At 61.2% G+C, this 20,841-nt stretch carries 22 protein-coding genes; 5 read left to right on the top strand and 17 right to left on the bottom strand.

Going from position 1 to position 20,841, the window contains the following annotated elements; translation table 11 throughout:
• Window positions 1-26 precede the first annotated feature (26 nt).
• From LJE98_RS06720 to LJE98_RS06700, 5 genes are all read right to left on the bottom strand, one after another.
• The gene (locus LJE98_RS06720) at window positions 27-1,019 is read right to left on the bottom strand and encodes an ABC transporter substrate-binding protein (protein ID WP_229574394.1); all 993 of its coding nucleotides are present in this window, start codon (window positions 1,017-1,019) and stop codon (window positions 27-29) included.
• A gap of 30 nt (window positions 1,020-1,049) precedes the next feature.
• Window positions 1,050-1,916 (bottom strand): ABC transporter permease, encoded by an 867-nt coding sequence (locus tag LJE98_RS06715; RefSeq protein ID WP_229574393.1) that lies wholly within the window; start codon window positions 1,914-1,916, stop codon window positions 1,050-1,052.
• A complete protein-coding gene (locus tag LJE98_RS06710; RefSeq protein WP_229574392.1) occupies window positions 1,913-2,797 on the bottom strand; it encodes an ABC transporter permease in 885 nt (294 codons plus the stop codon). Before LJE98_RS06710 ends, LJE98_RS06715 begins: the two co-directional genes overlap by 4 nt.
• Window positions 2,798-2,799: 2 nt before the next feature.
• Window positions 2,800-3,135 (bottom strand): hypothetical protein, encoded by a 336-nt coding sequence (locus tag LJE98_RS06705; RefSeq protein WP_229574391.1) that lies wholly within the window; start codon window positions 3,133-3,135, stop codon window positions 2,800-2,802.
• 192 nt (window positions 3,136-3,327) lie between these two features.
• The gene (locus LJE98_RS06700; RefSeq protein ID WP_229574390.1) at window positions 3,328-4,116 is read right to left on the bottom strand and encodes an ABC transporter ATP-binding protein; all 789 of its coding nucleotides are present in this window, start codon (window positions 4,114-4,116) and stop codon (window positions 3,328-3,330) included.
• A gap of 124 nt (window positions 4,117-4,240) precedes the next feature.
• Here LJE98_RS06700 and LJE98_RS06695 point away from each other — a divergent pair, with 124 nt between their 5' ends.
• A complete protein-coding gene (locus LJE98_RS06695; protein ID WP_229574389.1) occupies window positions 4,241-4,654 on the top strand; it encodes a cupin domain-containing protein in 414 nt (137 codons plus the stop codon).
• Between the two features lie 191 nt (window positions 4,655-4,845).
• Here LJE98_RS06695 and hydA read toward each other — a convergent pair whose 3' ends face one another.
• The 4 genes from hydA to LJE98_RS06675 are packed head-to-tail and all read right to left on the bottom strand — an operon-like array spanning window position 4,846 to window position 8,222.
• Window positions 4,846-6,303 carry a dihydropyrimidinase gene (gene hydA / locus LJE98_RS06690; protein WP_229574388.1) on the bottom strand — a complete coding sequence of 486 codons (1,458 nt, stop codon included), beginning with the start codon at window positions 6,301-6,303 and terminating at the stop codon, window positions 4,846-4,848.
• An 11-nt stretch (window positions 6,304-6,314) separates the two neighbouring features.
• Window positions 6,315-6,650, bottom strand: coding sequence for a hypothetical protein (locus LJE98_RS06685; RefSeq protein WP_229574387.1), 336 nt, complete (start codon window positions 6,648-6,650; stop codon window positions 6,315-6,317).
• A 44-nt stretch (window positions 6,651-6,694) separates the two neighbouring features.
• A complete protein-coding gene (locus tag LJE98_RS06680) occupies window positions 6,695-6,919 on the bottom strand; it encodes a hypothetical protein (protein WP_229574386.1) in 225 nt (74 codons plus the stop codon).
• Between the two features lie 49 nt (window positions 6,920-6,968).
• On the bottom strand, window positions 6,969-8,222 hold the full coding sequence (locus tag LJE98_RS06675; RefSeq protein WP_229574385.1) for a Zn-dependent hydrolase: 1,254 nt from the start codon (window positions 8,220-8,222) through the stop codon (window positions 6,969-6,971).
• A 287-nt stretch (window positions 8,223-8,509) separates the two neighbouring features.
• On the opposite strand from LJE98_RS06675, the gene LJE98_RS06670 reads away from it, so the two are divergent.
• Window positions 8,510-9,160 (top strand): TetR family transcriptional regulator C-terminal domain-containing protein, encoded by a 651-nt coding sequence (locus LJE98_RS06670; RefSeq protein ID WP_229574384.1) that lies wholly within the window; start codon window positions 8,510-8,512, stop codon window positions 9,158-9,160.
• Here LJE98_RS06670 and LJE98_RS06665 read toward each other — a convergent pair.
• A complete protein-coding gene (locus tag LJE98_RS06665; protein ID WP_229574383.1) occupies window positions 9,150-10,091 on the bottom strand; it encodes a DMT family transporter in 942 nt (313 codons plus the stop codon). The genes LJE98_RS06670 and LJE98_RS06665 overlap by 11 nt on opposite strands.
• Window positions 10,092-10,239: 148 nt before the next feature.
• Between LJE98_RS06665 and LJE98_RS06660 the strand changes: the two genes are divergently transcribed.
• Window positions 10,240-10,872: an exopolysaccharide biosynthesis protein gene (locus LJE98_RS06660; RefSeq protein ID WP_229574382.1), complete on the top strand. Its 633-nt coding sequence runs from the start codon at window positions 10,240-10,242 to the stop codon at window positions 10,870-10,872.
• Window positions 10,873-10,887: 15 nt separating this feature from the next.
• On the opposite strand, the gene LJE98_RS06655 is transcribed toward LJE98_RS06660, so the two are convergent.
• The 3 genes from LJE98_RS06655 to LJE98_RS06645 all read right to left on the bottom strand — a co-directional run bounded on the left by LJE98_RS06655 (window position 10,888) and on the right by LJE98_RS06645 (window position 16,458).
• Window positions 10,888-13,530 carry an EAL domain-containing protein gene (locus LJE98_RS06655; protein WP_229574381.1) on the bottom strand — a complete coding sequence of 881 codons (2,643 nt, stop codon included), beginning with the start codon at window positions 13,528-13,530 and terminating at the stop codon, window positions 10,888-10,890.
• Window positions 13,531-13,756: 226 nt separating this feature from the next.
• A complete protein-coding gene (gene preA, locus LJE98_RS06650) occupies window positions 13,757-15,070 on the bottom strand; it encodes an NAD-dependent dihydropyrimidine dehydrogenase subunit PreA (protein WP_229574380.1) in 1,314 nt (437 codons plus the stop codon).
• 26 nt (window positions 15,071-15,096) lie between these two features.
• A complete protein-coding gene (locus LJE98_RS06645; protein WP_229574379.1) occupies window positions 15,097-16,458 on the bottom strand; it encodes an NAD(P)-dependent oxidoreductase in 1,362 nt (453 codons plus the stop codon).
• 293 nt (window positions 16,459-16,751) lie between these two features.
• Here LJE98_RS06645 and LJE98_RS06640 point away from each other — a divergent pair, with 293 nt between their 5' ends.
• Both LJE98_RS06640 and LJE98_RS06635 read left to right on the top strand, forming a co-directional pair.
• Complete coding sequence (locus LJE98_RS06640) at window positions 16,752-17,150, top strand: DUF2325 domain-containing protein (RefSeq protein WP_229574377.1); 399 nt, start codon at window positions 16,752-16,754, stop codon at window positions 17,148-17,150.
• A 307-nt stretch (window positions 17,151-17,457) separates the two neighbouring features.
• Entirely contained in the window at window positions 17,458-17,844 is a 387-nt protein-coding gene (locus LJE98_RS06635; RefSeq protein ID WP_229574375.1) for a glyoxalase, read from the top strand.
• Window positions 17,845-17,898: 54 nt separating this feature from the next.
• Here LJE98_RS06635 and LJE98_RS06630 read toward each other — a convergent pair whose 3' ends face one another.
• From LJE98_RS06630 to LJE98_RS06615, 4 genes are all read right to left on the bottom strand, one after another.
• On the bottom strand, window positions 17,899-18,264 hold the full coding sequence (locus tag LJE98_RS06630) for a DUF423 domain-containing protein (protein ID WP_229574373.1): 366 nt from the start codon (window positions 18,262-18,264) through the stop codon (window positions 17,899-17,901).
• 5 nt (window positions 18,265-18,269) lie between these two features.
• Window positions 18,270-18,680, bottom strand: coding sequence for a globin (locus LJE98_RS06625; protein ID WP_229574371.1), 411 nt, complete (start codon window positions 18,678-18,680; stop codon window positions 18,270-18,272).
• A gap of 126 nt (window positions 18,681-18,806) precedes the next feature.
• Window positions 18,807-19,748 (bottom strand): trypsin-like serine peptidase, encoded by a 942-nt coding sequence (locus LJE98_RS06620; RefSeq protein WP_229574367.1) that lies wholly within the window; start codon window positions 19,746-19,748, stop codon window positions 18,807-18,809.
• A 118-nt stretch (window positions 19,749-19,866) separates the two neighbouring features.
• Entirely contained in the window at window positions 19,867-20,562 is a 696-nt protein-coding gene (locus LJE98_RS06615) for a hypothetical protein (RefSeq protein ID WP_229574366.1), read from the bottom strand.
• Between the last annotated feature and the right edge of the window lie 279 nt (window positions 20,563-20,841).

Genomic DNA, 20,841 nt, shown 5'->3' with positions numbered 1-20,841 from the left:
CCAAGTTGTGGTGTGGTCCGCCAAGACTATTTCAGGGCCGCGTCGGTGATTTCGGTGGTGAAGGCGCCGGTCGGCTCCTTTGTGATGACCGGGTCGGAACCGCCGCCGAGCAGGGTCTTCACCGTGCGGTCGTAGTCGGCCTTGTCGAGCGCGCCTGCAGAACCGGCGGTCAGCTTGGCGACTTCGCCCATCATGCGCTTCTGGTGGCTTTCGGTCTGGGCGCCCGAAGCGTCGTTCTCAAGAACGATCTCGGCTGCTTCGTCGGAGTTCTGCTCCGCATATTTCCAGCCCTTCATCGAAGCGCGGACGAACTTGACCATCTTTTCCTTGAAGGCCGGGTCGGCGAGCTTGTCCTCGAGAACGTAGAGACCGTCTTCGAGGGTGGCGACACCTTCGTCTTCATACTTGAAGGTTACCAGCTCGTCTTCCTTGATGCCGGCGTCGATGACCTGCCAGTATTCATTGTAGGTCATGGTGGAGATGCAGGCGGCCTGCTTCTGCAGAAGCGGATCGACGTTGAAGCCCTGCTTCAGAACCGTCACGCCACCTTCCGAACCGTCGGTCTTGATGCCGAGCGTGCTCATCCAGGAGAGGAACGGATATTCGTTGCCGAAGAACCAGACGCCGAGCGTCTTGCCCTTGAAGTCATCGGGCTTGGTGATCCCGGTTTCCTTGAGACAGGTCAGCATCATGCCGGAGGATTTGAAGGGCTGGGCGATGTTGACCAGCGGAACACCCTTTTCGCGGGTGGCGAGTGCGGAGGGCATCCAGTCGACGATCACGTCAGCGCCGCCACCGGCCAGAACCTGCGGCGGTGCGATATCAGGGCCGCCCGGCTTGATTTCGACGTCGAGGCCTTCTTCTTCGTAAAAGCCCTTGTCCTTGGCGACATAATAGCCGGCGAACTGGGCCTGGGTCACCCATTTCAGCTGGAGGGTCACCTTGTCGGCGGCGGCGGCCTGCATGGCGGTCAGCGAGACCGCGGCAGACAGCAGCAGGGATGCGAGTTTGACAGTCATTTCAGTTCCCTCTTTTGTTTTTGGTTCAGTTCACGACCGTCCACCACGGACGGACGGATGCCAGAAGGTGACCCGGCGTTCTGCCAGTGCCACCAATCCGTAGAAGACCGAGCCGGCGAGTGCGGCGACCGCAATCTCGGCCCAGACCATGTCGACATTCGAGCGTCCGACCTCTGTCGAGATACGGAAGCCCATGCCGACAATCGGGGTGCCGAAGAATTCTGCCACGATCGCACCGATGAGCGCGAGGGTGGAGTTAATCTTCAGCGCATTGAAAATGAAAGGCCAGGCCGCGGGAAGCCGGAGCCGCACCAGTGTCTGCCACCAGTTGGCGGCATAGGTGTGCATCAGGTCGCGCTCCATGTGGCTCGCGGCAGCCAGACCCTGAACCGTGTTCACCAGCATGGGGAAGAAAGTCATGATGACGACGACCGCGACCTTCGACGGCCAGTCGAAACCAAACCACATGACCATGATGGGGGCGATGCCGACGACGGGCAGGGCCGAGACGAAATTGCCGATCGGCAGCAGGCCCTTCTGCAGGAAAGGCGAGCGGTCGATGAGAATTGCGACGACGAAGCCGAGGCCGCAGCCGGCGACGTACCCTGTTATCACCGACTTGAGGAAGGTCTGCTGGAAATCCGCCCAGAGGATGTGGGTGGAGGTGAGGATGCGGGCCCAGATCATCGAGGGCGCAGGGAGCAGGATCGAGGGGATGTCGAAACCGCGGACCAGACATTCCCAGATGACGAGAAGGGTGATCCCGAAGAGCAGCGGCACGGCAATCCCGATCGCGCGCCGGGTCGATGGGGCCTTTGGATGTCTTGCGACCAGCCACTGGTTCAAACCCCAGGCGCCGAGCCAGAAGACCAGGGCGAAGACGAGGTAACCGTTCATGGCTTGACCCCCATGCGTGCGAGAACCCGTGTATGGGCCATGCCGACGATCGAGACGAGCAGGGCGGCCAAGCCCGCCGCCATGAAGAGGGCTGCCCAGATCTGGATGGTCTGGCCATAGTAAGAGCCCGAGAGCAGGCGGGCCCCGAGACCGGCGACAGCACCCGTTGGCAGTTCACCGACAATCGCGCCGACGAGCGAGATCGCGATGGCCACCTTCAGCGAGGTGAAGAGATAGGGCATCGAAGCGGGCCAGCGCAGTTTCCAGAAGGTCTGGGTCTGGCTGGCATTGTAGGTATGCATCAGGTCGGTCAGCAGGGTATCGGGGCTGCGCAGGCCCTTCACCATGCCGACGACGATCGGGAAGAAGGAAAGATAGGTGGAAATCAGCGCCTTGGGCATGAGACCTGAGACGCCGATGGAATTCAGGACAACGATGATCATCGGCGCAATCGCGAGGATGGGAATGGTCTGGGAGGCGATCACCCAGGGCATCAGCGATTTGTCCATGGCCCGGTTATGGACAATGGCAATGGCGAGCACGATGCCGAGCACCGTGCCCATGGCAAAGCCCATGAGCGTTGCCGAGAGCGTGATCCAGGCATGGTAGACGAGGCTGCGCTTGGAGGTCACGGCCTTGTTGATGGTGGTGTCCCAGAGTTCGGCAACGATCTGGTGCGGTGCTGGCAGGATCGGACGTTCCTGAGCGAAGCTGCGCTCGACAATCTGGGCAAAGGTGACTGCCTCATTGGCGCGGGCCGCCTGATCGCGGATGAAGGGTGCATTCAGATAGACGACGAAGACATGCCAGATGACGAGGATGGCCAGCAGGATTGTCAGGACGGGGAGGATGCGGTCGCGGAAGCTCGATGGCTGGGCCATGGTCATACGCCTCCCTTGGCCGGAAAGAGCATCAGGGCCATGGATACCATGCCCAGCGCTACGCCGGCGACCTGAATGGAACTCAGTCGCTCGCCGAAGAGCAGGAAGGCGATGACGTTGATGAGGACCAGCTGGGCGATGGCCGAGGCCGAGATTGCCAGGCCGAGGCCGCCCTCGCGCATCAGTTTCACCATGACCAGATTGCCAAGGCAGTAAAGGGCGAGCGAGGCGAGCAGCACCCAGACCTTGCCGTTGTCGACATAGGCGCGGGAAACTGTGGCGGCACCGAGAAAGGTTGCCATGGCGGCGCCGAGCCAGAGGAGGAAGCTGGGGTTCATGGGGTGGTTCTTCCTCCGTTGGAGGCTGCGTTACCCCGCACCGTCACTCCGTGACCTCTCTGCCGCAAGGGGGATAGGTGAAGGCTGGCGCTCTGCCGCAGGCGCGATATGGCAATCGCATTCCGCTCGCTTCTTTTTTGGAGGAGATGCCCGGCAGGGCAGAGGGGGATTACCGAGTTCTCCCGGTGGATGTTATTCTTCATAAGAATGCCCCGCCTTCAGGCCTTCCCGCACCCGATGTGCAATCTCCAGAAACTCCGGCGTCTCGCGGATATCGAGCGGGCGTTCCTTGGGCAGCGTCGACTCGATGATGTCGGTCACACGCCCCGGACGCGGGCTCATGACGACGATCCTGGTCGAGAGATAGACCGCCTCGGGGATCGAATGGGTGACGAAACAGATCGTCTTGTTGGTGCGGGACCAGAGCTTCAGCAGTTCTGAGTTCAGGTGGTCACGGACGATTTCGTCAAGCGCGCCGAAAGGTTCGTCCATCAGCAGCAGGTCGGCGTCGAAGGCGAGCGCGCGGGCGATCGAGGCGCGCTGCTGCATGCCGCCGGACAGTTGCCAGGGATATTTCTTGGCAAAGCCCGAGAGGTTGACCAGATCGAGCGTCTGCTCGATGCGCTTTTTCTTCTCGTCGGCGCTGTAGCCCATGATTTCGAGCGGCAGGGCGATATTCTTTTCTATCGTGCGCCATGGATAGAGGGCGGCTGCCTGGAAGACATAACCGTAGGAGCGTGCCTTGCGGGCCTCCTCCGGCGTCATGCCGTTGACGGTGATCCCGCCGCCCGTGTGTTTTTCCAGATCGGCAATGACGCGCAGGAAGGTGGTCTTGCCACAGCCGGACGGGCCGATGAAGGAGACGAAATCACCTTTCTTCACGTCCAGGTCGACATTGGAGAGGGCGTGGACCGGGCCGTCATCGGTCTCGAATGTGAGGCTCAGATCTTTTGCCGAGACGACGGAATAAGGGTCATTCATGCGCGGGAACCAATCGGGTTTCTTGCAAAGACTTTTGGGCTCTTGCATTCTTCATGGACAAGGTCGCTCGGATGTAGCGGACCGGGAGTGGCGGGCTTGCCGCCGAAGGGACGAGGATCAGAAAATGGACGCATCAGCGACACCCACCTGCCGGCTCGTCAAACCCGGCCATACCTATGAGGGCAAGCAGGGGCTGAGCTATTTTGCGGGGATCGCCGCCGAGACCGTGGGTGCCAAGGGCATCTGCATGCATGTGCTGACCATGCCGCCGGGCGCGCGCGCCAAGGCGCATCTGCATGAGAGCCACGAGACGGCGATCTACATGCTCTCCGGCCAGGCGCATACCTGGTATGGCGAGCGGCTGGAAAACCATGTCGTGGTTCACGCTGGCGAGCTGTTTTATATTCCGGCCGGCGTGCCGCATCTGCCCGCCAACCTGTCGAATGCGCCCTGCACGGCGATCATCGCGCGGACAGATCCCAACGAGCAGGAAAGCGTCGTGCTTTTGCCGGAGCTCGACGGGCTGGTCGAGGTGTGACCTTGTTCTTCTCCCCAGCGGGGAGAAGGGGACGCGCAGCGCCGCTTGAGGGGGCGCGAAGCGGATGCCGGTTTCGCCTGAGTGAGGGTTTCCGCGTCTGTCGGCGCGCGGGCTCGCTCTCTCCCGATGTGGGGGAGATGTCACCAGGTGACAGAGGGGGCTAAACACAAGCGCGACCGACATCGAGCTCCTCATACCCCCGTTGCCGGAATGCCCGAGCGTTCCACCTTGCGCGGGGCGACCAGATCCTTCCAGGTCGACAGCGCCTTGTTGACCGCCGTGAACGGCTCGCGGCGCACGAACTTGCCATGGCCCTCGCGGGTCTTGATCGTGCCCTCCTCGATCGCGACATGGCCGCGGGTCAGGGTGTAGCGCGGCAGGCCGGTGACTTCCTTGCCCTCGAAGACATTGTAGTCGATCGACGACTGCTGGGTCTTGGCGGAGATGGTCTTCGTGCGCTTCGGATCCCAGACCACGAGGTCGGCATCGGCGCCGACGAGGACGGCGCCCTTTTTCGGGTAGACGTTCAGGATCTTGGCGATGTTGGTCGAGGTGACCGCAACGAATTCATTCATCGTCAGGCGGCCGGTCGCAACGCCATAGGTCCAGAGCATCGGCATGCGGTCTTCGAGCCCGCCGGTGCCGTTGGGGATCTTGGCGAAACTGTCGAGGCCAAAGCGCTTCTGCTCTGTGGTGAAGGCGCAATGGTCGGTGGCGACGACCGAGAGAGAGCCCGCCTGCAGACCGGCCCAGAGTGAGTCCTGATGCTGCTTGTTGCGGAAGGGCGGCGACATCACGCGGCGGGCGGCATGATCCCAGTCGGGGTTGGAATATTCGCTTTCGTCGAGCGTCAGGTGCTGGATCAGCGGCTCCCCATAGACGCGCATGCCCTTTTGCCGGGCGCGGCGGATCGCTTCATGCGCCTGTTCGCAGGAGGTGTGCACGACGTAAAGCGGTACGCCTGCCATATCGGCCAGCATGATGGCGCGGTTGGTCGCTTCGCCCTCGACTTCTGGTGGGCGGGAATAGGCGTGTGCTTCGGGGCCGTTATTGCCTTCGGCGAGCAGCTTTGCCGTCATGGAGGCAACGACATCGCCATTTTCGGCATGGACGAGGGGAAGCGCTCCGAGTTCGGCGCAGCGCTGGAACGAGGCGAACATCTCGTCGTCATTCACCATCAGTGCGCCCTTATAGGCCATGAAGTGCTTGAAGGTGTTGATGCCCTTGTCCTGCACGACGGTCTTCATCTCGTCGAAGATGCGTTCGTTCCAGCCGGTGATGGCCATGTGGAAGGAGTAATCGGCTGTGGCGCGACCAGACTTGTTGTCCCACATCTGCAGCGCTTCAAGCAGGGACTGGTCGGGGCCCGGCAGACAGAAGTCGACAACCATGGTCGTGCCGCCGGCAAGGCCAGCGCGTGTGCCGCTTTCGAAATCGTCGGCGGAATATGTGCCCATGAACGGCATTTCGAGATGCACATGCGGATCGATGCCACCCGGCATAACGTAACAGCCGGTCGCGTCGAGCACGGTGTCGCCGGAGAGATCCGGGCCAATCTCGACGATCACGCCACCCTCGATCCTGACGTCGGCCTTGTAGGTCAGATCGGCGGTGACGATGGTGCCGCCCTTGATGACTGTTGTGGTCATTTGCTCTCTCCCTATTCTTTCAAAGGGTCCAGAGGCCCCTCATTCTTGTGATGGCGCTTGTTGTGGATAGTGGGCGCTGTGAAATGGACGGGTACCTCGAAGCTGCCACGGCTCACGGTCTCTCGGGCAATCGATCCTTTCAGATCTCCAAAAGAAAGAACGGATATCCCGCCGCCGCCCTCTGCGTTGACGGTGACCGCCACCTCAAATTTCACGTTCTGGGCGCCGTCTTGACAAATTTTGTTGACGTAGCCCGGAGCGACATAAAGCAGTGAGGTTTCCTGAGCGTCCGCAACGGCCTTTGTGATGTCCAACAGGAATTGTTTGACGAATTCATCCAACTTCATGAGCGACCTCCTGAAGTTTTTGGAATGCGCTGTGAGTGTGGACGCTACACGTCGACAAGATCCAGACGTTTCTCAATGCGCGAGAGGCGGTCGTCCAGTCGGTCGAGTCGATTGGAAAAACCGGCATTCTGTGCAGTGAGGCCGCCGATTTGGTATTCGAGAACGCCAAGGCGGGCCTTGACCTCTGACATGTCGTCCGAGAGGCGATCCATCTTGCCGCGGATCGCGCGCAGATGTTCGAGGAAAAGATTGTCTGTGGACGAGGACATGTTGCGTGCTCCATCGGACCATCAAGCCCCCAACATAGCGTCGATATCATCACCCGACAATCTCCGCCGTCTCCAGCACCGCTCGCAGCAGCACGTCGGCTCCAGCCGTTGCCCATTCCTTGGAGATCTCCTCTGCCTCGTTGTGGCTCAATCCGCCGACGCAGGGGCACATGATCATGGTTGAGGGCGCGACCTTGGCTGCCCAGCAGGCGTCGTGGCCAGCGCCGGAGATCAGGTTCATGTGGGAATAACCGAGGTCTTCCGCCGCCTTGCGCACGGAGGCGACGAGTTTCTCGTCGAAGGTGACGGGGTCGAAATGGCCCACCGCCTCGACCGAACAGCCAACGCCGAGCTCGGCACAGATCTCGGCACCCTTCGCCTCGATCGTCGCGCGCATGCGGTCGAGTTTCTCCTGGCTTGGCGTGCGGATGTCGACGGTGAAGACAACCGTGCCGGGCAGGACGTTGCGGGAGTTGGGCGAGAACTTGACCTGGCCGACACCGCCGACAGCGCCGGGCTGTTCGCTCATCGCGACCTCCTGGACCATTTCCATGATCCGGGCCATGGCGAGGCCTGCATTGACGCGCAGGTTCATCGGGGTGGAGCCCGTATGGGCTTCGCGGCCGGTGAGCGTGAATTCCAGCCACCAGAGGCCCTGACAGTGGGTGACGACGCCGATCTGCTTCTCCTCGGCTTCGAGGATCGGTCCCTGTTCGATGTGGTATTCGAAATAGGCGTGCATCTTGCGTGCGCCGACCGTTTCGTCACCCAGCCAGCCGATGCGCTTCAATTCGTCGCCGAAGGTTTTGCCGTCCATGTCCTTGCGGGCATAGGCATAATCCTGCGTCAGTACGCCGGCGAAGACGCCGGACGCCAGCATGGCCGGGGCGAAGCGGGCGCCTTCCTCATTGGTCCAGTTGGTGACGACGATCGGGTGCTTGGTCTTGATGTTGAGGTCGTTCATCGACCTGATGACTTCGAGGCCGGCGAGCACGCCGAGTACGCCGTCATACTTGCCGCCGGTCGGCTGAGTGTCGAGATGGCTGCCGACATGGACGGGAAGAGCGTCCGGATCCGTGCCCGGGCGGGTCATGAACATGTTGCCCATGGTGTCGACGCCCATGGTGAGCCCGGCATCCTCGCACCAGCGCTGGAACAGGCGACGGCCCTCTGCGTCTTCGTCCGTCAGGGTCTGGCGATTGTTGCCGCCGGCCACGCCGGGACCGATCTTCGCCATCTCCATGAGCATGTCCCAGAGCCGATCGCCGTTCACGCGAAGGTTTGTGCCGGGTTGCGCCGTCATTGCAGATCCTCACCTGTTTTTCGGGGACCCGGATCTTCCGCCCGTTCCCCTTGTTCCCGGGGTCAGCGACAGCGGCTTATGTTTGTCTTTTCCGCTGTCGTATCGGCAGTTGCCTTTAATTGACATCTGTCCAATAATTTGACCGACTGGTAAAACATTACAACTTCCGTCACGGCACTCAAGACGAAATCGGTAAAAATCTGCGACAAAATATCGAGCAGATGCCCAGAATTTGGGCTCGTGTATTCTTGTGTGAGTTCAATTGTTTAGCTGGAAACAACTCGAAGATGGCCATACCGAGAGCGGCGCAGACCCAGAGGCGGACGCGGATACAGGAGGAGAAGGAAGAGCTCATCCTCGAAGCCGCGCTGGAGGTATTCTCGCATCGGGGATTCCACGGCTCGACGATTGACCAGATCGCCGAGGTCGCCGGCATGTCGAAACCCAATCTCCTCTACTATTTCCGCACCAAGGAAGCGATGCACCGGGCGCTGATCGACCGGGTGCTGGAGAACTGGCTGGAGCCGCTGCAGGCCTTCGATGCCGAGGGCGATCCGGAGGAGGAGATTCGCTCCTACATCCGGCGCAAGCTGGAAATGGCCCGAGAATTCCCGCGCGAAAGTCGCCTCTTCGCCAACGAGATCCTGCAGGGCGCCCCGCATATCGCTGCGCTGCTGGCGGGGCCTCTCAAGGAACTGGTGGACGAGAAGGCCGAGGTCATCCGGGCCTGGATCGCGAACGGAAAGATACGCGACTGCGACCCGCATCACATGATCTTCTCGATCTGGTCGACGACCCAACACTATGCGGATTTCGACGTGCAGGTGAAGGCGGTTCTGGGGGAACGTGACGGCGCAGATCGCTTCGCCGAGGCGGCAAACTTCCTGGAAGGCCTTTTTGTCAGCGGCCTCATTCTCAAGCCAGCCGTCAGTCCCTGAGCAGACCCATCACCAGCAGGCCCGCCGCCGTCACCAGGGCGCCGAGAAAGACGGCGGGGCTTGCCCAGCCGTGGCCGAGCAGGCCTTCCAGCAGAATGATGAAGGTCGGCGTCAGGTAGCCATAGCCGAGGACCTTGGGGGCTGGCAGGCGCATGGAGGCGTATTGCAACAGCATGAAGGTGATCGCAGTCGTCACGATCGAGAGATAGGCGATCGTTGCCCAGACGGTCATCGGCAGGGCGCCAAAGTCGGTGGTGGCGAGCGGAACCCCACCGGTCGGGAGCAGCCAGGGGATCGTGAAGACCACAACCCAGAAGCCGAAGGCGACCGGATTTTCTCCGAGGCCAAATCGCCGGATCAAAGGCACATAGGCGCCGTGACAGACGACGCCGACGAAATAGATCAGCTCTCCCCGACCGACATCGAAGGACAGGATAGCGGCCATATCGGCGCGAAAGATCACCCAGATTGCGCCGAGTGCCGCAATGACTAGGGCGACCATCACGTCGGGACGGGTCCTCTGGCCGATGAAGAGGAGCGCGAAGCCTGCACTGATCAGCGGCATCAGGGTGAAAACGGCGCCCGTCTGCACCGGGCTGGTGAATTCCAGTGCCGCGAACATGGTCAGCATATAGACCGCGATCAGGCCGCCCAGGAGGGCGTAGCGCCAGACGCGGCGGGGGATTGTGAAGGGGACGCGCAGGATGCCGAAGGTCAGGATGCCCATGACCACCATCGTCATCAGATAGCGCCAGAGCGTCAGCGGGCCTGCCTCCAGATGCTGGGCCGCCATGCCGCCGAAGGAGAAGGAGCCGGCGATCAGGGCGGCGAAGAGCATCATGGCCGCATGCGCCTTCAGCTTTTCGCGGCCGGTGGCGTGGATGGTGTGACGGTTCTGGGCGGGAGCGCTGCGCTGGACCTGGTCTGTCATGATCTGCCTTGTGAGGACCAATCTCGATCGCCATCTCGGGGCGTGACTTGACCGGACCGGTATTCTCCTTCATCTGCGGCGGGAGGCGATGCCGTTCGGCATAACCCTTCACAGATCTTGCCACGGCAGTTAATCGAAAGCGGACCTGATGACAACGACGATCGGCTTTACCGACACGGACAAGAGCACCAGCGCTGTGCTGGAGGACGTGATCCGTTCCATGGACGAAGAGCATGTAACGCTCCGCCAGATCCTCGAGAAGATGGGGGAAAGTGGTCTCCTGCTTCTCTGCGGGCTCTTGTCGCTGCCATTTCTTGTGCCGGTTTCCATTCCGGGCGTGTCGACCGTCTTCGGTGCCGGTATCGTCCTGATCGGCATTGCCGTGACTTTCAATCGCTTGCCCTGGCTTCCGTCGAAACTGGCGGATCGTAAAATCGAGCGCAGCAAGCTGGTGCCGGTGCTGGAGCGCGGGCTGACGATTCTGCGCAAGGTCGACCGGTATGTGCGACCGCGTCTTCTGGGGCTGACCACGGGTGGTCTCGTCAACCGGATCAACGGCCTGGTTCTGACCTTGGCCGCCGTGCTCCTGATGATGCCGCTGAGCTTCATCCCGTTTTCCAACACGCTGCCGGGCGTCGCGATCTTGCTGCTTTCCACGGGGATTTCGCAGCGCGACGGTGGTGTCGTTTTGGCTGGCCACCTTCTGGTGGTCCTGACGATCCTCTACTTCGGTGGGCTCGCCTGGGTGGCCTATGCGGCCGGCAGCAGTCTCACGGGCTGAGGGCGCCAGCTGTCTTCAGGCCATCTGCTGCCAGAGAGTTTCGCGCTCCAGGGCATGCTTGCGGGCAAAGTCCATCAGGGCGTCGGCGCTCATCGGTCGAGCCAGGGCAAAGCCCTGCAGCGTCTGACAGCCCAGATCGCGCAGGATTGCGGCATGTTCCATGGTCTCGACGCCCTCCGCCACGATGCCGATGCCGAAGGATCGTCCGATATCCACGATCGAACTGATCAGGCGGCGCTGCGTGAGATTGTCGATGATCGGTGCAACGAGCTGCCGGTCGATCTTCAGGCGGCTGGGAGAGAGTTTGATCAGCGACAGGATCGAGGCATAGCCGGTGCCGAAATCGTCGATTTCGATGGCAATGCCGTGGGCACGGATACGCTCGAGGCTCTCGGCCACGGCGTCCGCCTTGTCGTCGAAGGAGATCGATTCCAGCAATTCGAATGACAGGCTGCCCGGCTTCAGCGACAGCGTTTCCAGATGGCTGACGAGGCGATCCTCGAAGAGGCGCTGGGCGGAAATATTCACCGAGACATGTTCGATGCCGAGATCGGCCGCACGCCAGCGAGTGAGCTGCAGCAGCGCCTGATCCAGAATGCTCGCGTCGATCTGCGAGACGACATTGAGGCTCTCGGCGATTTCGAGGAAGGCGGAAGGGGGCAGCAGGCCCTGCTGGGGGTGGTTCCAGCGGGCAAGGGCTTCCACACCGTTGATCTCCAGCGTTCGAGCGTCGAACTGCGGCTGATAGAATGCGACGAAATCCTTGTCTCCGAGGGAGCGCAAGATGGCGTCGGCGGTCTGCTTGATGTTGATCGTTTGTGCCCGCAGGTGGTCGTTGAAAAACTCGACGCGATTGCGACCCCGGCGCTTGGCTTCGTACAGTGCGATATCGGCATTGACGAGAACCTGCTCGGCGGCCAGATGCGCTTCGGTCTTGGTCGCGATCCCGATGGAGGCTCCGACGCGGCATTCATGGCCGTTGTAGAGGACCGGTGTGTTGACGGCGGTAATCAGCCTCTGGCCCAGCGATCCGAAGTCATCCTGGCCGGGTTCGCCGAAACAGACGATGACGAATTCATCACCGCCGATACGGGCGACGAAATCATGGTCGCGGACATTGGTGCGCAAGGCGGTCGCGACATTGCGCAGGATCGCGTCGCCGGCCCCATGGCCCATGGTGTCGTTGATTTCCTTGAACCGGTCGAGATCCAGATGCAGAACAGTGAGCTGCGGGCCTGGCTGGTCCTGGACATCAAGGGCCGCCAGTCGCTGATCGAGGTAGCGGCGGTTCGGCAGGCCGGTCAAGGCGTCGTGCAGCGCGTTGTGCTCCATCCTCTGGCGGGCGGATTCGAGCGCGGCATTCTGTTCCTCGGTCTGGATCTGGGCGGCGCGCAGATTGTCCTGCAGAATGACGTCTTCCGTAACGTCCCAATTGACACCGAGCGCCTTCACGGCGCCATCCCGGGTGCGATAGGTGGTGCCAACAGTGCGCATGTGCCGTATCTTGCCATCATCCGCCCGCCGGATGCGAAACTGGCCCGTATAGGAACCCTGCCGGACTATGGCCCTGTTCATCGTGCGTTCGATCTGCGGAATGTCTTCCACCGGCACCATGCCGCGCCACAGATCCATGGTGATAGGTGTATCGGCAGGCAGGCCGTAGAGTTGGCAAACCCGCTCGTCCCACTGCATCGCTCCGGTGGCGACGTCCAATTCCCAGACACCGATTCTCGACGATTCCAGCGCGACACCCAGCCGGTGGGACATGGTGCGCAGATCTTCTTCGCGCTCGTGCAGTGCCCTGAAGTTGCGTTGCCGCTCGTTCATCAGCATCGCGACCCATACGATGATCCCGCAGATCAGGGTCGCTGCCGTGAAGATCGCGATGCGGCTCAGTTCGCTCCGGTTGGACGCTGCGTCCCAGCCGCCGCGCGGAATGGCTGATATCGTCCATCGCCGGTTCGCCAGATCGATGTTCATGAGAACCGGATCGAAGTTCCGGATGTTGACGTCCCCGAATATCACCGCCGACTCGCCGCTGACACTGTTTTCCGCCGTGATCACGACCTCGATCGGCAATTCGTTGGCGAGAAGTCCGCTGTCGTCATAGAGGCGTGGCAGGTCGAGGATACCGAGCACGGCACCCCAGAACTGCATTGGTCCGCTGTCATTCCCGATGCGCACGGGGATGCTGATGACCAGTCCCTGCGTGCCGTTGTTGAGATGGGTCGGGCCGGTGATGACCGCTTTTCCCTTTTCGACCATGTCGCGCAGCAGGGCGTCCCGGTCCCAGACCTGCAGGATCGGCCGATCCGTGAATGGAGAATTGATTTCCGGCGGATAGGCGTATGTCGAGATCAGATCGGGGGCCGCGACGACTGTCCGGATCTGGGAGTGAATCTGGAATATACTTTCTGCGAGCGCCTCGAACCGTGTCTTTTCGATTTGCGGTTCCGTTGCGATCACCGCGACGAGGCCCTGCAGGAGCTTGGTGTTGGCGTTGATATTGGCTTCGATCTTGGTGCGGATCAGGCCGAGGCGCTGCTGGACCTCGTGGCGGCTCTCATGAAGGGAAAGTTGTTGCTGCTGCAGGTCCGAATAGAAGGCGGATAGGACGACAAGGATGCAGACGAGGAAGCTTGGAATGATGATTTGCATGCGCGCCCGCCATGCGGAGACATCGACTATGTCTCGGGTCGTTCCCGGCATCTCACCAGCATCCTGCAATTTACAAGCCTCTAATATTGGGGGCGTTCAATAAATCCAGTGTTTATCATGCAAGCAAGCGTTGAATAAATTCTGAATCTCTCCTCCACTTCGTAGTCTATTGATGGGGTGACTTGGCCCGCCGTCATCCGACGCGCGGGCCAAGTCTTGTGTGCTGTCACTCAGCTGCCTGAACGGCCATCGGATTGTTCGGATGGGTCGTCCAGTTGGCGTAGTTAGGATCGACCGGGCGCCCGGTGCGCTGGTCTAGCGTGCCTGCGTCCAGCGCCACCATGGTGATGCAGTTCTCCACCGGACAGACGTTGACGCAGAGATTGCAGCCGACGCACTCGTCTTCCATCACCTCGAACTTCCTGACGCCGTCGACCATGCTGGTGATTGCCTGGTGCGAGGTGTCCTCGCAGGCAATGTGGCAGCGGCCGCATTTGATGCAGGCATCCTGATCGATATGGGCTTTGGCGATGTAGTTGAGGTTGAGATACTGCCAGTCGGTGACGTTCGGCACGGCGCGTCCGCAAATGTCGTCGAGGCTCGCATGACCCTTGGCATCCATCCAGTCGTTGAGGCCAGAAATCATCTCCTCAACGATTTTGAAGCCATAGGTCATGGCTGCCGTGCAGACCTGGACATTGCCGGCACCCAGCACGAGGAACTCGGCTGCATCCCGCCAGGTCGTGACACCGCCGATGCCCGAGATCGGCAGGCCATAGGTTTCCGGATCGCGAGCGATTTCGGCCACCATATTGAGCGCGATCGGCTTGACGGCCGGGCCGCAATAGCCGCCATGAGTGCCCTTGCCGCCAACGGTGGGCGAGGGCGCAAAGCTGTCGAGGTCGACCGAGACGATCGAGTTGATCGTATTGATCAGCGAGACGGCATCGGTGCCACCAGAATTTGCCGCGCGAGCCGGTTTGCGGATGTCGGCGATGTTGGGCGTCAGCTTGGTGATAACGGGCATGCGGGAATACTGCTTGCACCAGCGCACGACCATCTCGATGTATTCCGGAACCTGGCCGACGGCCGCCCCCATGCCGCGCTCGGACATGCCGTGCGGACAGCCGAAGTTGAGTTCGATGCCATCGGCGCCGGTTTCTTCGACCAGCGGCAGGATTGCCTTCCACTCTTCCTCCACGCAAGGCACCATGATCGAGGCGACAAGTGCCCGGTCCGGCCAGTTCATCTTGACCTGCTTCATCTCCTGCAGGTTGATCTGCAGGGGACGGTCGGTGATCAACTCGATGTTGTTCAGGCCAAGAAGTCTGCGGTCTGCGCCCCAGATCGCGCCGTAGCGCGGGCCGTTGACATTGACGACAGGCGGGCCTTCCGAGCCCAGTGTCTTCCAAACGACGCCGCCCCAGCCGGCCTTGAAGGCGCGCTCGACGTTGTAGGCCTTGTCGGTCGGAGGTGCAGAGGCCAGCCAGAAGGGGTTGGGCGACTTGATGCCGACGAAGTTATTCCTGAGATCAGCCATTTTTCAAATCCTCTCCAAGCGGTGCGTCATGCGACAGCTGTTACGCCCGCCGTTGAAACGGCGAGAGAGCGGTTGATGCTTTCGGCCGCGTCGCGGCCCATGGCGACGGCCGATACCGTCAGGTCCTGACCGCCGAAGGCGCAGTCTCCGCCGGCCCAGACACCAGGGAGCGAGGTGCGTCCCTCGGCGTCCACGGCGATCTTGCCACCTTCGATTTTCAAGCCGTCCAGACCTTGGGCATCGAGCTTCTGGCCGATCGCGACCAGAATCTGGTCGGCCTTGATCTCGGTCGTGTGACCGGTGCCCTTCATCATGCCGTTTTCGAGATGGGTATATTCGACGGTGATCGCCGAACAGTGGCCGCCATGATGGGCCACTTCCTTCGGCTGCAGCCAGTGGCGGATATGGACGCCCTTCGAGGTCGCGAGATCCTGCTCGAATTCCGAGGCGTTCATGTGTTCCTTGCCGCGGCGATAGCAGATCGTCACGTTTTCGGCGCCGAGAAGCTTGGCCTGCACGGCGGCATCGATCGCGGTCATGCCGCCGCCGATGACGACCACGTCGCGGCCGACGGGCACATCTGCCTTGTCGTCTGCCTGGCGAAGATGGGCGATGAATTCGACGGCATCGATGACGCCGTTGATCTGGGCTCCTGGTATGTTGAGGCCGTTGACGTTGCCGAGGCCGGCACCGATGAAGACGGCGTCGTGCTTGGCCTGGAGATCGGCAAGCTTGAAGTCGATGCCCATTTCCTGACCGTCCAGCACGTCGATATTGCCGAGCGAGAGGATGTAATCGACTTCCTTCTGGGCGAAGTCATTGGGGGTCTTGTAGGCCGCGATGCCGTATTCGTTGAGGCCGCCGGCCTTCTCGCGCGCTTCGTAGATCGTTACCTGGTGGCCGTGCAGGGCAAGGCGATGGGCGGCAGCAAGACCGGCCGGGCCGGCGCCGACGACGCCGACGGTTTTGCCGCTCGATGCCCCCGCATGGTAGAACTGGCGGCCTTCCTCGATTGCGATGTCGGTGGCGTATCGTTGCAGGCGGCCGATTTCGACCGGGCGCTCCTCAGCCGTGTTGCGCACACAAGCTTCCTCACACAGCGTTTCGGTGGGGCAGACGCGGGCGCACATGCCGCCGAGGATGTTCTGGTCGAAAATGGTCTTGGCGGCACCAAGCGGATTGCCAGTCGATATCTGCCGGATGAACATCGGGATATCGATGGCGGTGGGACAGGCCGTCATGCAGGGCGCGTCATGACAGAAATAGCATCTGTCAGATGCGACAAGGGATTCATGGCCGCCGAGGCGGGGGTGGAGGTCGGAGAAATTCTTCGCATAATCGGCAGCATCAAGCCGCCCGGCCTTGAGGCCCGGTTCCAGTCTTCGCATCGCAGTTCCCTCTTTTATTTTCGAAGCGATACGGAGAAAGGTAGCTCAGGAATAAAGTTTTATCAAACGGTAAAAATTTTCCGGTTCTGGCCGGAAAAGCCCGCAAAACTCGGGCTTCTTCTCCTGCTCCGCTTTGAAGATCCCGTGCCCTATCGAGCGCTGCCAGCGGCGGCGATAAAACATGAGTATTATCGTCAACTATATACTTTACTCTGTTTGTCATGTTTTGTATGGCTAGCCGGAGAGCAGAGCGGCGCGTTGCCGGTTCAGGTGGTTTCAAGGAGAGGGACGAGATGGCCAAGCACAAGAAGAAGCATACGGACAAAAAGGCGCCTGCGGAGAACCCGGCCAAGGTCGGCCGCTTCCCGACGCCCGCTGAAGTGCGCAGTTTCCTTTATGTCGGCGGTCGCGACTGCCAGGTGGCGCATCTTCGCCAGATCGCCAGCAATTTCGGCGCGGAACTCATTCATCATGACGGTGGTTTGAGGGAAGCGGTTTCGCGGATCGACACGGTGCTGCCCTCTGTCGACTGCGTCTTCTGCCCGATCGACTGTATCAGCCACGACGCGTGTCTGCGCGTGAAAAGCGGTTGTAAGAAATTCGGCAAGACTTTCATTCCGCTGCGGAATGGCTCGAAGTCCAGTCTCGAGCGCGCGCTGCAGACCCTCAATGAAAGGAATTCGAACGGATGAGCAGAGACGGTTTCGACAAGGGCGGTTTTGGTGTAGGCTCCAGGCTTGCGCGAGAGCATGGGGAAGGGGTTCTTCCGGAGCTTGCCGATGCAATCCTGCAACGCTCGCGAGAACGTGAAGTGACGAAATGCGAAATCATCACTTTGCCGGGCTTGCACGTAGGCGAGCGCACTACCAACTACCCGAAATCAAACCGGGCCCCCGCCCTCGTCATAGACTTTCCCGCGCCACGATGGCAGCGGAACGCCAACGCCAGGTCGTAGTCGTTTCGTGAGCCAATCATGCGGGAAGCAGAGGAACTTTCCGCATGAACGCCCAGCAACCGATTGCGACGACTGTCCTCAATGCAGTTCCTATTCTTCCCTCGCTGAACTTTGTCGAAACCCGCAATTTCTATGTCGAGAATCTCGGTTTCGAAGAGGTGGGCCTCGATTGCCTCGACTATCTCGTTGTTCGGCGCGGCGGGATGGAGCTTCACTTCTGGCTGAGCGACGATCCGCTTCAGTGTCAGAACAGCTCGGTATTCTTTCGGGCAACGGCGCCCGGTGAAATCTATCGTGATTTCTGTGAACGGGGGATCGAGGCCATCTGCCCGACCGATACCCAGGGCGGCGATGTCCGGTTTCACGTGCGGGACCCGCATGGAAACCTGCTGATGTTTTCCGGGATGGGGCCGACCGCCGTCGCCCATTGAGGCTGTCCGCCGGACGAGAGCCGTCAACTGGACTGGCGCCCCAGGGTCACAGGGTCAGGGGCGCGGTCGCATGGCGGCGCCGACCGCCAGAAGGAGCCAGGAAGCAATCAGCGTCATGCCGCCAGTGGGTGCGGCCATGGGGAATAGTCCCGTGCCGAGGACGTGACGGGAGACGAGATCTCCCGAAAACAGCAGCGTTCCGACCAGCATGGCGAGTGCTGCCAGGCCGGAGAACCGGATCCGATCGCCGGCCAGCGAAAGTGCGATCAATGCCGGCGCATGGGCAAGGCAGATCGTCGAGGCCGGGCGAAGCAGGGCGTCGCCGCCCGCATGGCTCGCAGCCGCCGCAAGACCCACGCCGACAGCGCCGATCAGTCCAGCCGCTATCGCGGCCCAACGATTATCCCGCGTGATTGCCATCGACCTCATTCCCTGTTTTGCATGTGAAAGGCCAGCTTCTCGATCGGCGGCCAGATGACTTCGCGCAGCTTGGGATGTGCGACCGTTTCCTCAAGGGCACGGCGGAAGCAGAGCAGCCACTCGTCCCGCTCCAGCGGACCGATTTCGGCGGCAAAATGGCGGCGCCTGAGCATGGGATGGCCACGCTTCTGCATGTAGACCGGCGGACCGCCGAGATAGCCGGTCAGATATTCGTAGAATTTCTCTTCGCTGCCGGTCAGGTCCGCCGGATGAACCGCCCGGCAATGGGCGGCTTCGGGCAGGGTGTCCATCAGCTCGTAGAAGCGGCGCGTCAGGGCCCGGACGGTCGGGTCTCCGCCGATCGCTTCGTAGAGGGTGATTGTCTCCGGCTCGGCCTGGGGTGTGGTCTCGGTCATGGACGCGTTCATAACCGAAACTCGGCCCGAGGAAAACGGCCGGCCAGTCGCTGCGGCAATATGCGGTATTCCCGTATATCTTCGTTGCGATCCAGGCCGGCCCTGTCGGTTGCCGGGCGGGAGGCGTCAGTCGAGGCAGCGCGCGTCCCGGACATGGTTCTTCAGCGCAAGCGTGTCATTCGTGAAGAGCGGTCCAAGGGTCTGCGTATCGTTGGCCAGCCGATGCGAGTTCAGGCTGACGACCCGGTTCTTGCCGCCGCTGCCGCCCGCCTCGAAATCGGCAAACCATGCCCCGCCGCTGCTTCCTGCCGTCAGCGGATTGTCCGCCATGGTGACAATGCCGCCGGCGACCCCGAGCCAGGAGCCGGCGACCTTGTAGAGATAGCGACCTCCATCCGGCGTGGACGGATAGCCGATCGCCGTCAGGTCGGTCGAGGCCGGTATCCCGCTTGCAAGCTCCAGCGGCGGGCGCTCGTCGTCGCTTCTCGCCAGGATAAAGGCGTAGTCGTAAGCGTAGTTTACGCTGGGCCTGTAATAGGCGTCGAAGATCGAGATGCAGCGCCAGTCGATCGTTTGCGGCGAGACGCCATCGGCACTCGCGCGGGCAAAGCTGAAATCGGAATGCCAGACACCGCTTGCGTGATTGATGACGCAATGGGCAGCCGTGAGAATGACCTTCAGATCATCGACATACTGCGCCGAACACCATCTGGCCTTGCCGGTGTCATCCCGGAAACTCAGGCGGCCGGCACTCCAATACGGGGCGGATACGTCCGGAGCCGCGATCTTTTCCAGAATGCCGGGCGTGGCGATTGCGCCGCGATCGCCTGGTAACGGACGTTGATCGGGAATGGCCGGGTTCAGCTCGCGAAAACGGCGTTTCATCTCGTTGTGCTCTTCCTGCGTGATCGCCGGCAGCGGCATGGGCTCTGCATCTGTCATTTCCTCTGCAGACATTTTGCCGATGTTCGGGTTCTTCAGGTTTTCGATTGTCGGGGCGGCCCTTGCCCCCGTTGCCGAGGCAAGGCTCAGCAGGGCGATGCAGGTCGCATTGGCGATCTTGGGCATGGCTGATTTCCTTTTTCAGGTCGGCAAATCGCGCCACCTGCGGTCGCGCGCCGCTGTTGCTGTTTGGAGATGACGATGGAGAGATGCGGCTCACCGTCGAGCCGCATCTCTGTGGGGATCAGAGCAGAAGAGGGGTGCGCAGCTCGATCAGCCCCATTTCCAGCATTTTCGCTGCACCCGTGCCCGGCATGAAAACGCCGCGCGTGGGCTCGTATTTCAGCGTGATGTCGCTGACGCCGCCGCCGAACTTGGTGACAGCCGTATTGCTGGTGATCTTGGTGATGATTGTCTCACTGGCGAACTGGCTCTGGAGCCACACATAGACCGTGGTGAAGGGCGTCATCTGGATCTGGTTCTGCGACGGCACCAGCTGCGCCGAGATCGGCTTGCGCTCGGCCAGCGTCTTGTTGACCATCGCCGATTGGGAAAGGCCGAATGTCAGCGTCGGATACTGTGTGTAGGGCATGTTGTTGACGGCGGCGAAGGTCCCGGAATTGACGCTCGGATCGTTCTGGAAGACGCCGAAGGTCGCCGCAGGCGTGAACGGATAGTAGCCTGCATCGATTGCCGGGCCCGGCGTTACCTCCGAAAGTTTGGTGATCGCGGCACCCTGCGAGATGGCGGTGGTAGACGAGTAGATCCAGTAGTCTTCCGTCCACTCGACCGTGGTCGACTGGAAGGGATCGATCGACAGCCAGACAACGTTCGGGTCGCCGGAGCCGACCGGCTTGGCAAGCGTGATGCGCTGGCCGGCAGCCTTGATCACGTTGAGGTCCGTCGGGTCGATGTTGAGGGTGAGTGAGTAGTTGGGCATGCGGAAGTCCTCCTTGGTGTCGGATTGATCCATGGTCCTGATGGACGCTTTCCGGCGTCTCGAAACCGTTCCCATTTGCGCAACCCGGAATTCCCGTTCAGTGGCCTGTAGTTGGTGGCTGGATGTGGCGTGAATCCGCTCGATCGACCGTCCGAAGCACGGCTTTCACGGGGAAAAGTATATACATCCTATGCGAGTATTTGGTGTTGACCTAATCCTGGCGCTGTGCTTAAAAGGGAACCATTATGATACGGTTCTGCCCGATCTCCCGCGTGGAGA

Source organism: Rhizobium sp. 'Codium 1' (assembly GCF_020889605.1).
GTDB classification, from domain to species: Bacteria; Pseudomonadota; Alphaproteobacteria; order Rhizobiales; family Rhizobiaceae; genus Allorhizobium; species Allorhizobium algae.
The sequence above is the reverse complement of the archived record's forward strand: the minus strand, read 5'-3'. Positions and strand labels throughout refer to the sequence as shown.

Coding starts and splice junctions, on each gene's coding strand:
- hydA (WP_229574388.1), bottom strand. CDS start 6,303: ATGACCACAACAGTCATCAAGGGCGGCACCATCGTCACCGCCGATCTG.
- LJE98_RS06685 (WP_229574387.1), bottom strand. CDS start 6,650: ATGAAGTTGGATGAATTCGTCAAACAATTCCTGTTGGACATCACAAAG.
- LJE98_RS06720 (WP_229574394.1), bottom strand. CDS start 1,019: ATGACTGTCAAACTCGCATCCCTGCTGCTGTCTGCCGCGGTCTCGCTG.
- LJE98_RS06625 (WP_229574371.1), bottom strand. CDS start 18,680: ATGACCGAGACCACACCCCAGGCCGAGCCGGAGACAATCACCCTCTAC.
- LJE98_RS06635 (WP_229574375.1), top strand. CDS start 17,458: ATGAACGCCCAGCAACCGATTGCGACGACTGTCCTCAATGCAGTTCCT.
- LJE98_RS06630 (WP_229574373.1), bottom strand. CDS start 18,264: ATGGCAATCACGCGGGATAATCGTTGGGCCGCGATAGCGGCTGGACTG.
- LJE98_RS06665 (WP_229574383.1), bottom strand. CDS start 10,091: ATGACAGACCAGGTCCAGCGCAGCGCTCCCGCCCAGAACCGTCACACC.
- LJE98_RS06695 (WP_229574389.1), top strand. CDS start 4,241: ATGGACGCATCAGCGACACCCACCTGCCGGCTCGTCAAACCCGGCCAT.
- LJE98_RS06660 (WP_229574382.1), top strand. CDS start 10,240: ATGACAACGACGATCGGCTTTACCGACACGGACAAGAGCACCAGCGCT.
- LJE98_RS06705 (WP_229574391.1), bottom strand. CDS start 3,135: ATGAACCCCAGCTTCCTCCTCTGGCTCGGCGCCGCCATGGCAACCTTT.
- LJE98_RS06700 (WP_229574390.1), bottom strand. CDS start 4,116: ATGAATGACCCTTATTCCGTCGTCTCGGCAAAAGATCTGAGCCTCACA.
- LJE98_RS06615 (WP_229574366.1), bottom strand. CDS start 20,562: ATGCCCAACTACTCACTCACCCTCAACATCGACCCGACGGACCTCAAC.
- LJE98_RS06680 (WP_229574386.1), bottom strand. CDS start 6,919: ATGTCCTCGTCCACAGACAATCTTTTCCTCGAACATCTGCGCGCGATC.
- LJE98_RS06655 (WP_229574381.1), bottom strand. CDS start 13,530: ATGCAAATCATCATTCCAAGCTTCCTCGTCTGCATCCTTGTCGTCCTA.
- LJE98_RS06675 (WP_229574385.1), bottom strand. CDS start 8,222: ATGACGGCGCAACCCGGCACAAACCTTCGCGTGAACGGCGATCGGCTC.
- LJE98_RS06710 (WP_229574392.1), bottom strand. CDS start 2,797: ATGGCCCAGCCATCGAGCTTCCGCGACCGCATCCTCCCCGTCCTGACA.
- preA (WP_229574380.1), bottom strand. CDS start 15,070: ATGGCTGATCTCAGGAATAACTTCGTCGGCATCAAGTCGCCCAACCCC.
- LJE98_RS06670 (WP_229574384.1), top strand. CDS start 8,510: ATGGCCATACCGAGAGCGGCGCAGACCCAGAGGCGGACGCGGATACAG.
- LJE98_RS06715 (WP_229574393.1), bottom strand. CDS start 1,916: ATGAACGGTTACCTCGTCTTCGCCCTGGTCTTCTGGCTCGGCGCCTGG.
- LJE98_RS06640 (WP_229574377.1), top strand. CDS start 16,752: ATGGCCAAGCACAAGAAGAAGCATACGGACAAAAAGGCGCCTGCGGAG.
- LJE98_RS06645 (WP_229574379.1), bottom strand. CDS start 16,458: ATGCGAAGACTGGAACCGGGCCTCAAGGCCGGGCGGCTTGATGCTGCC.
- LJE98_RS06620 (WP_229574367.1), bottom strand. CDS start 19,748: ATGCCCAAGATCGCCAATGCGACCTGCATCGCCCTGCTGAGCCTTGCC.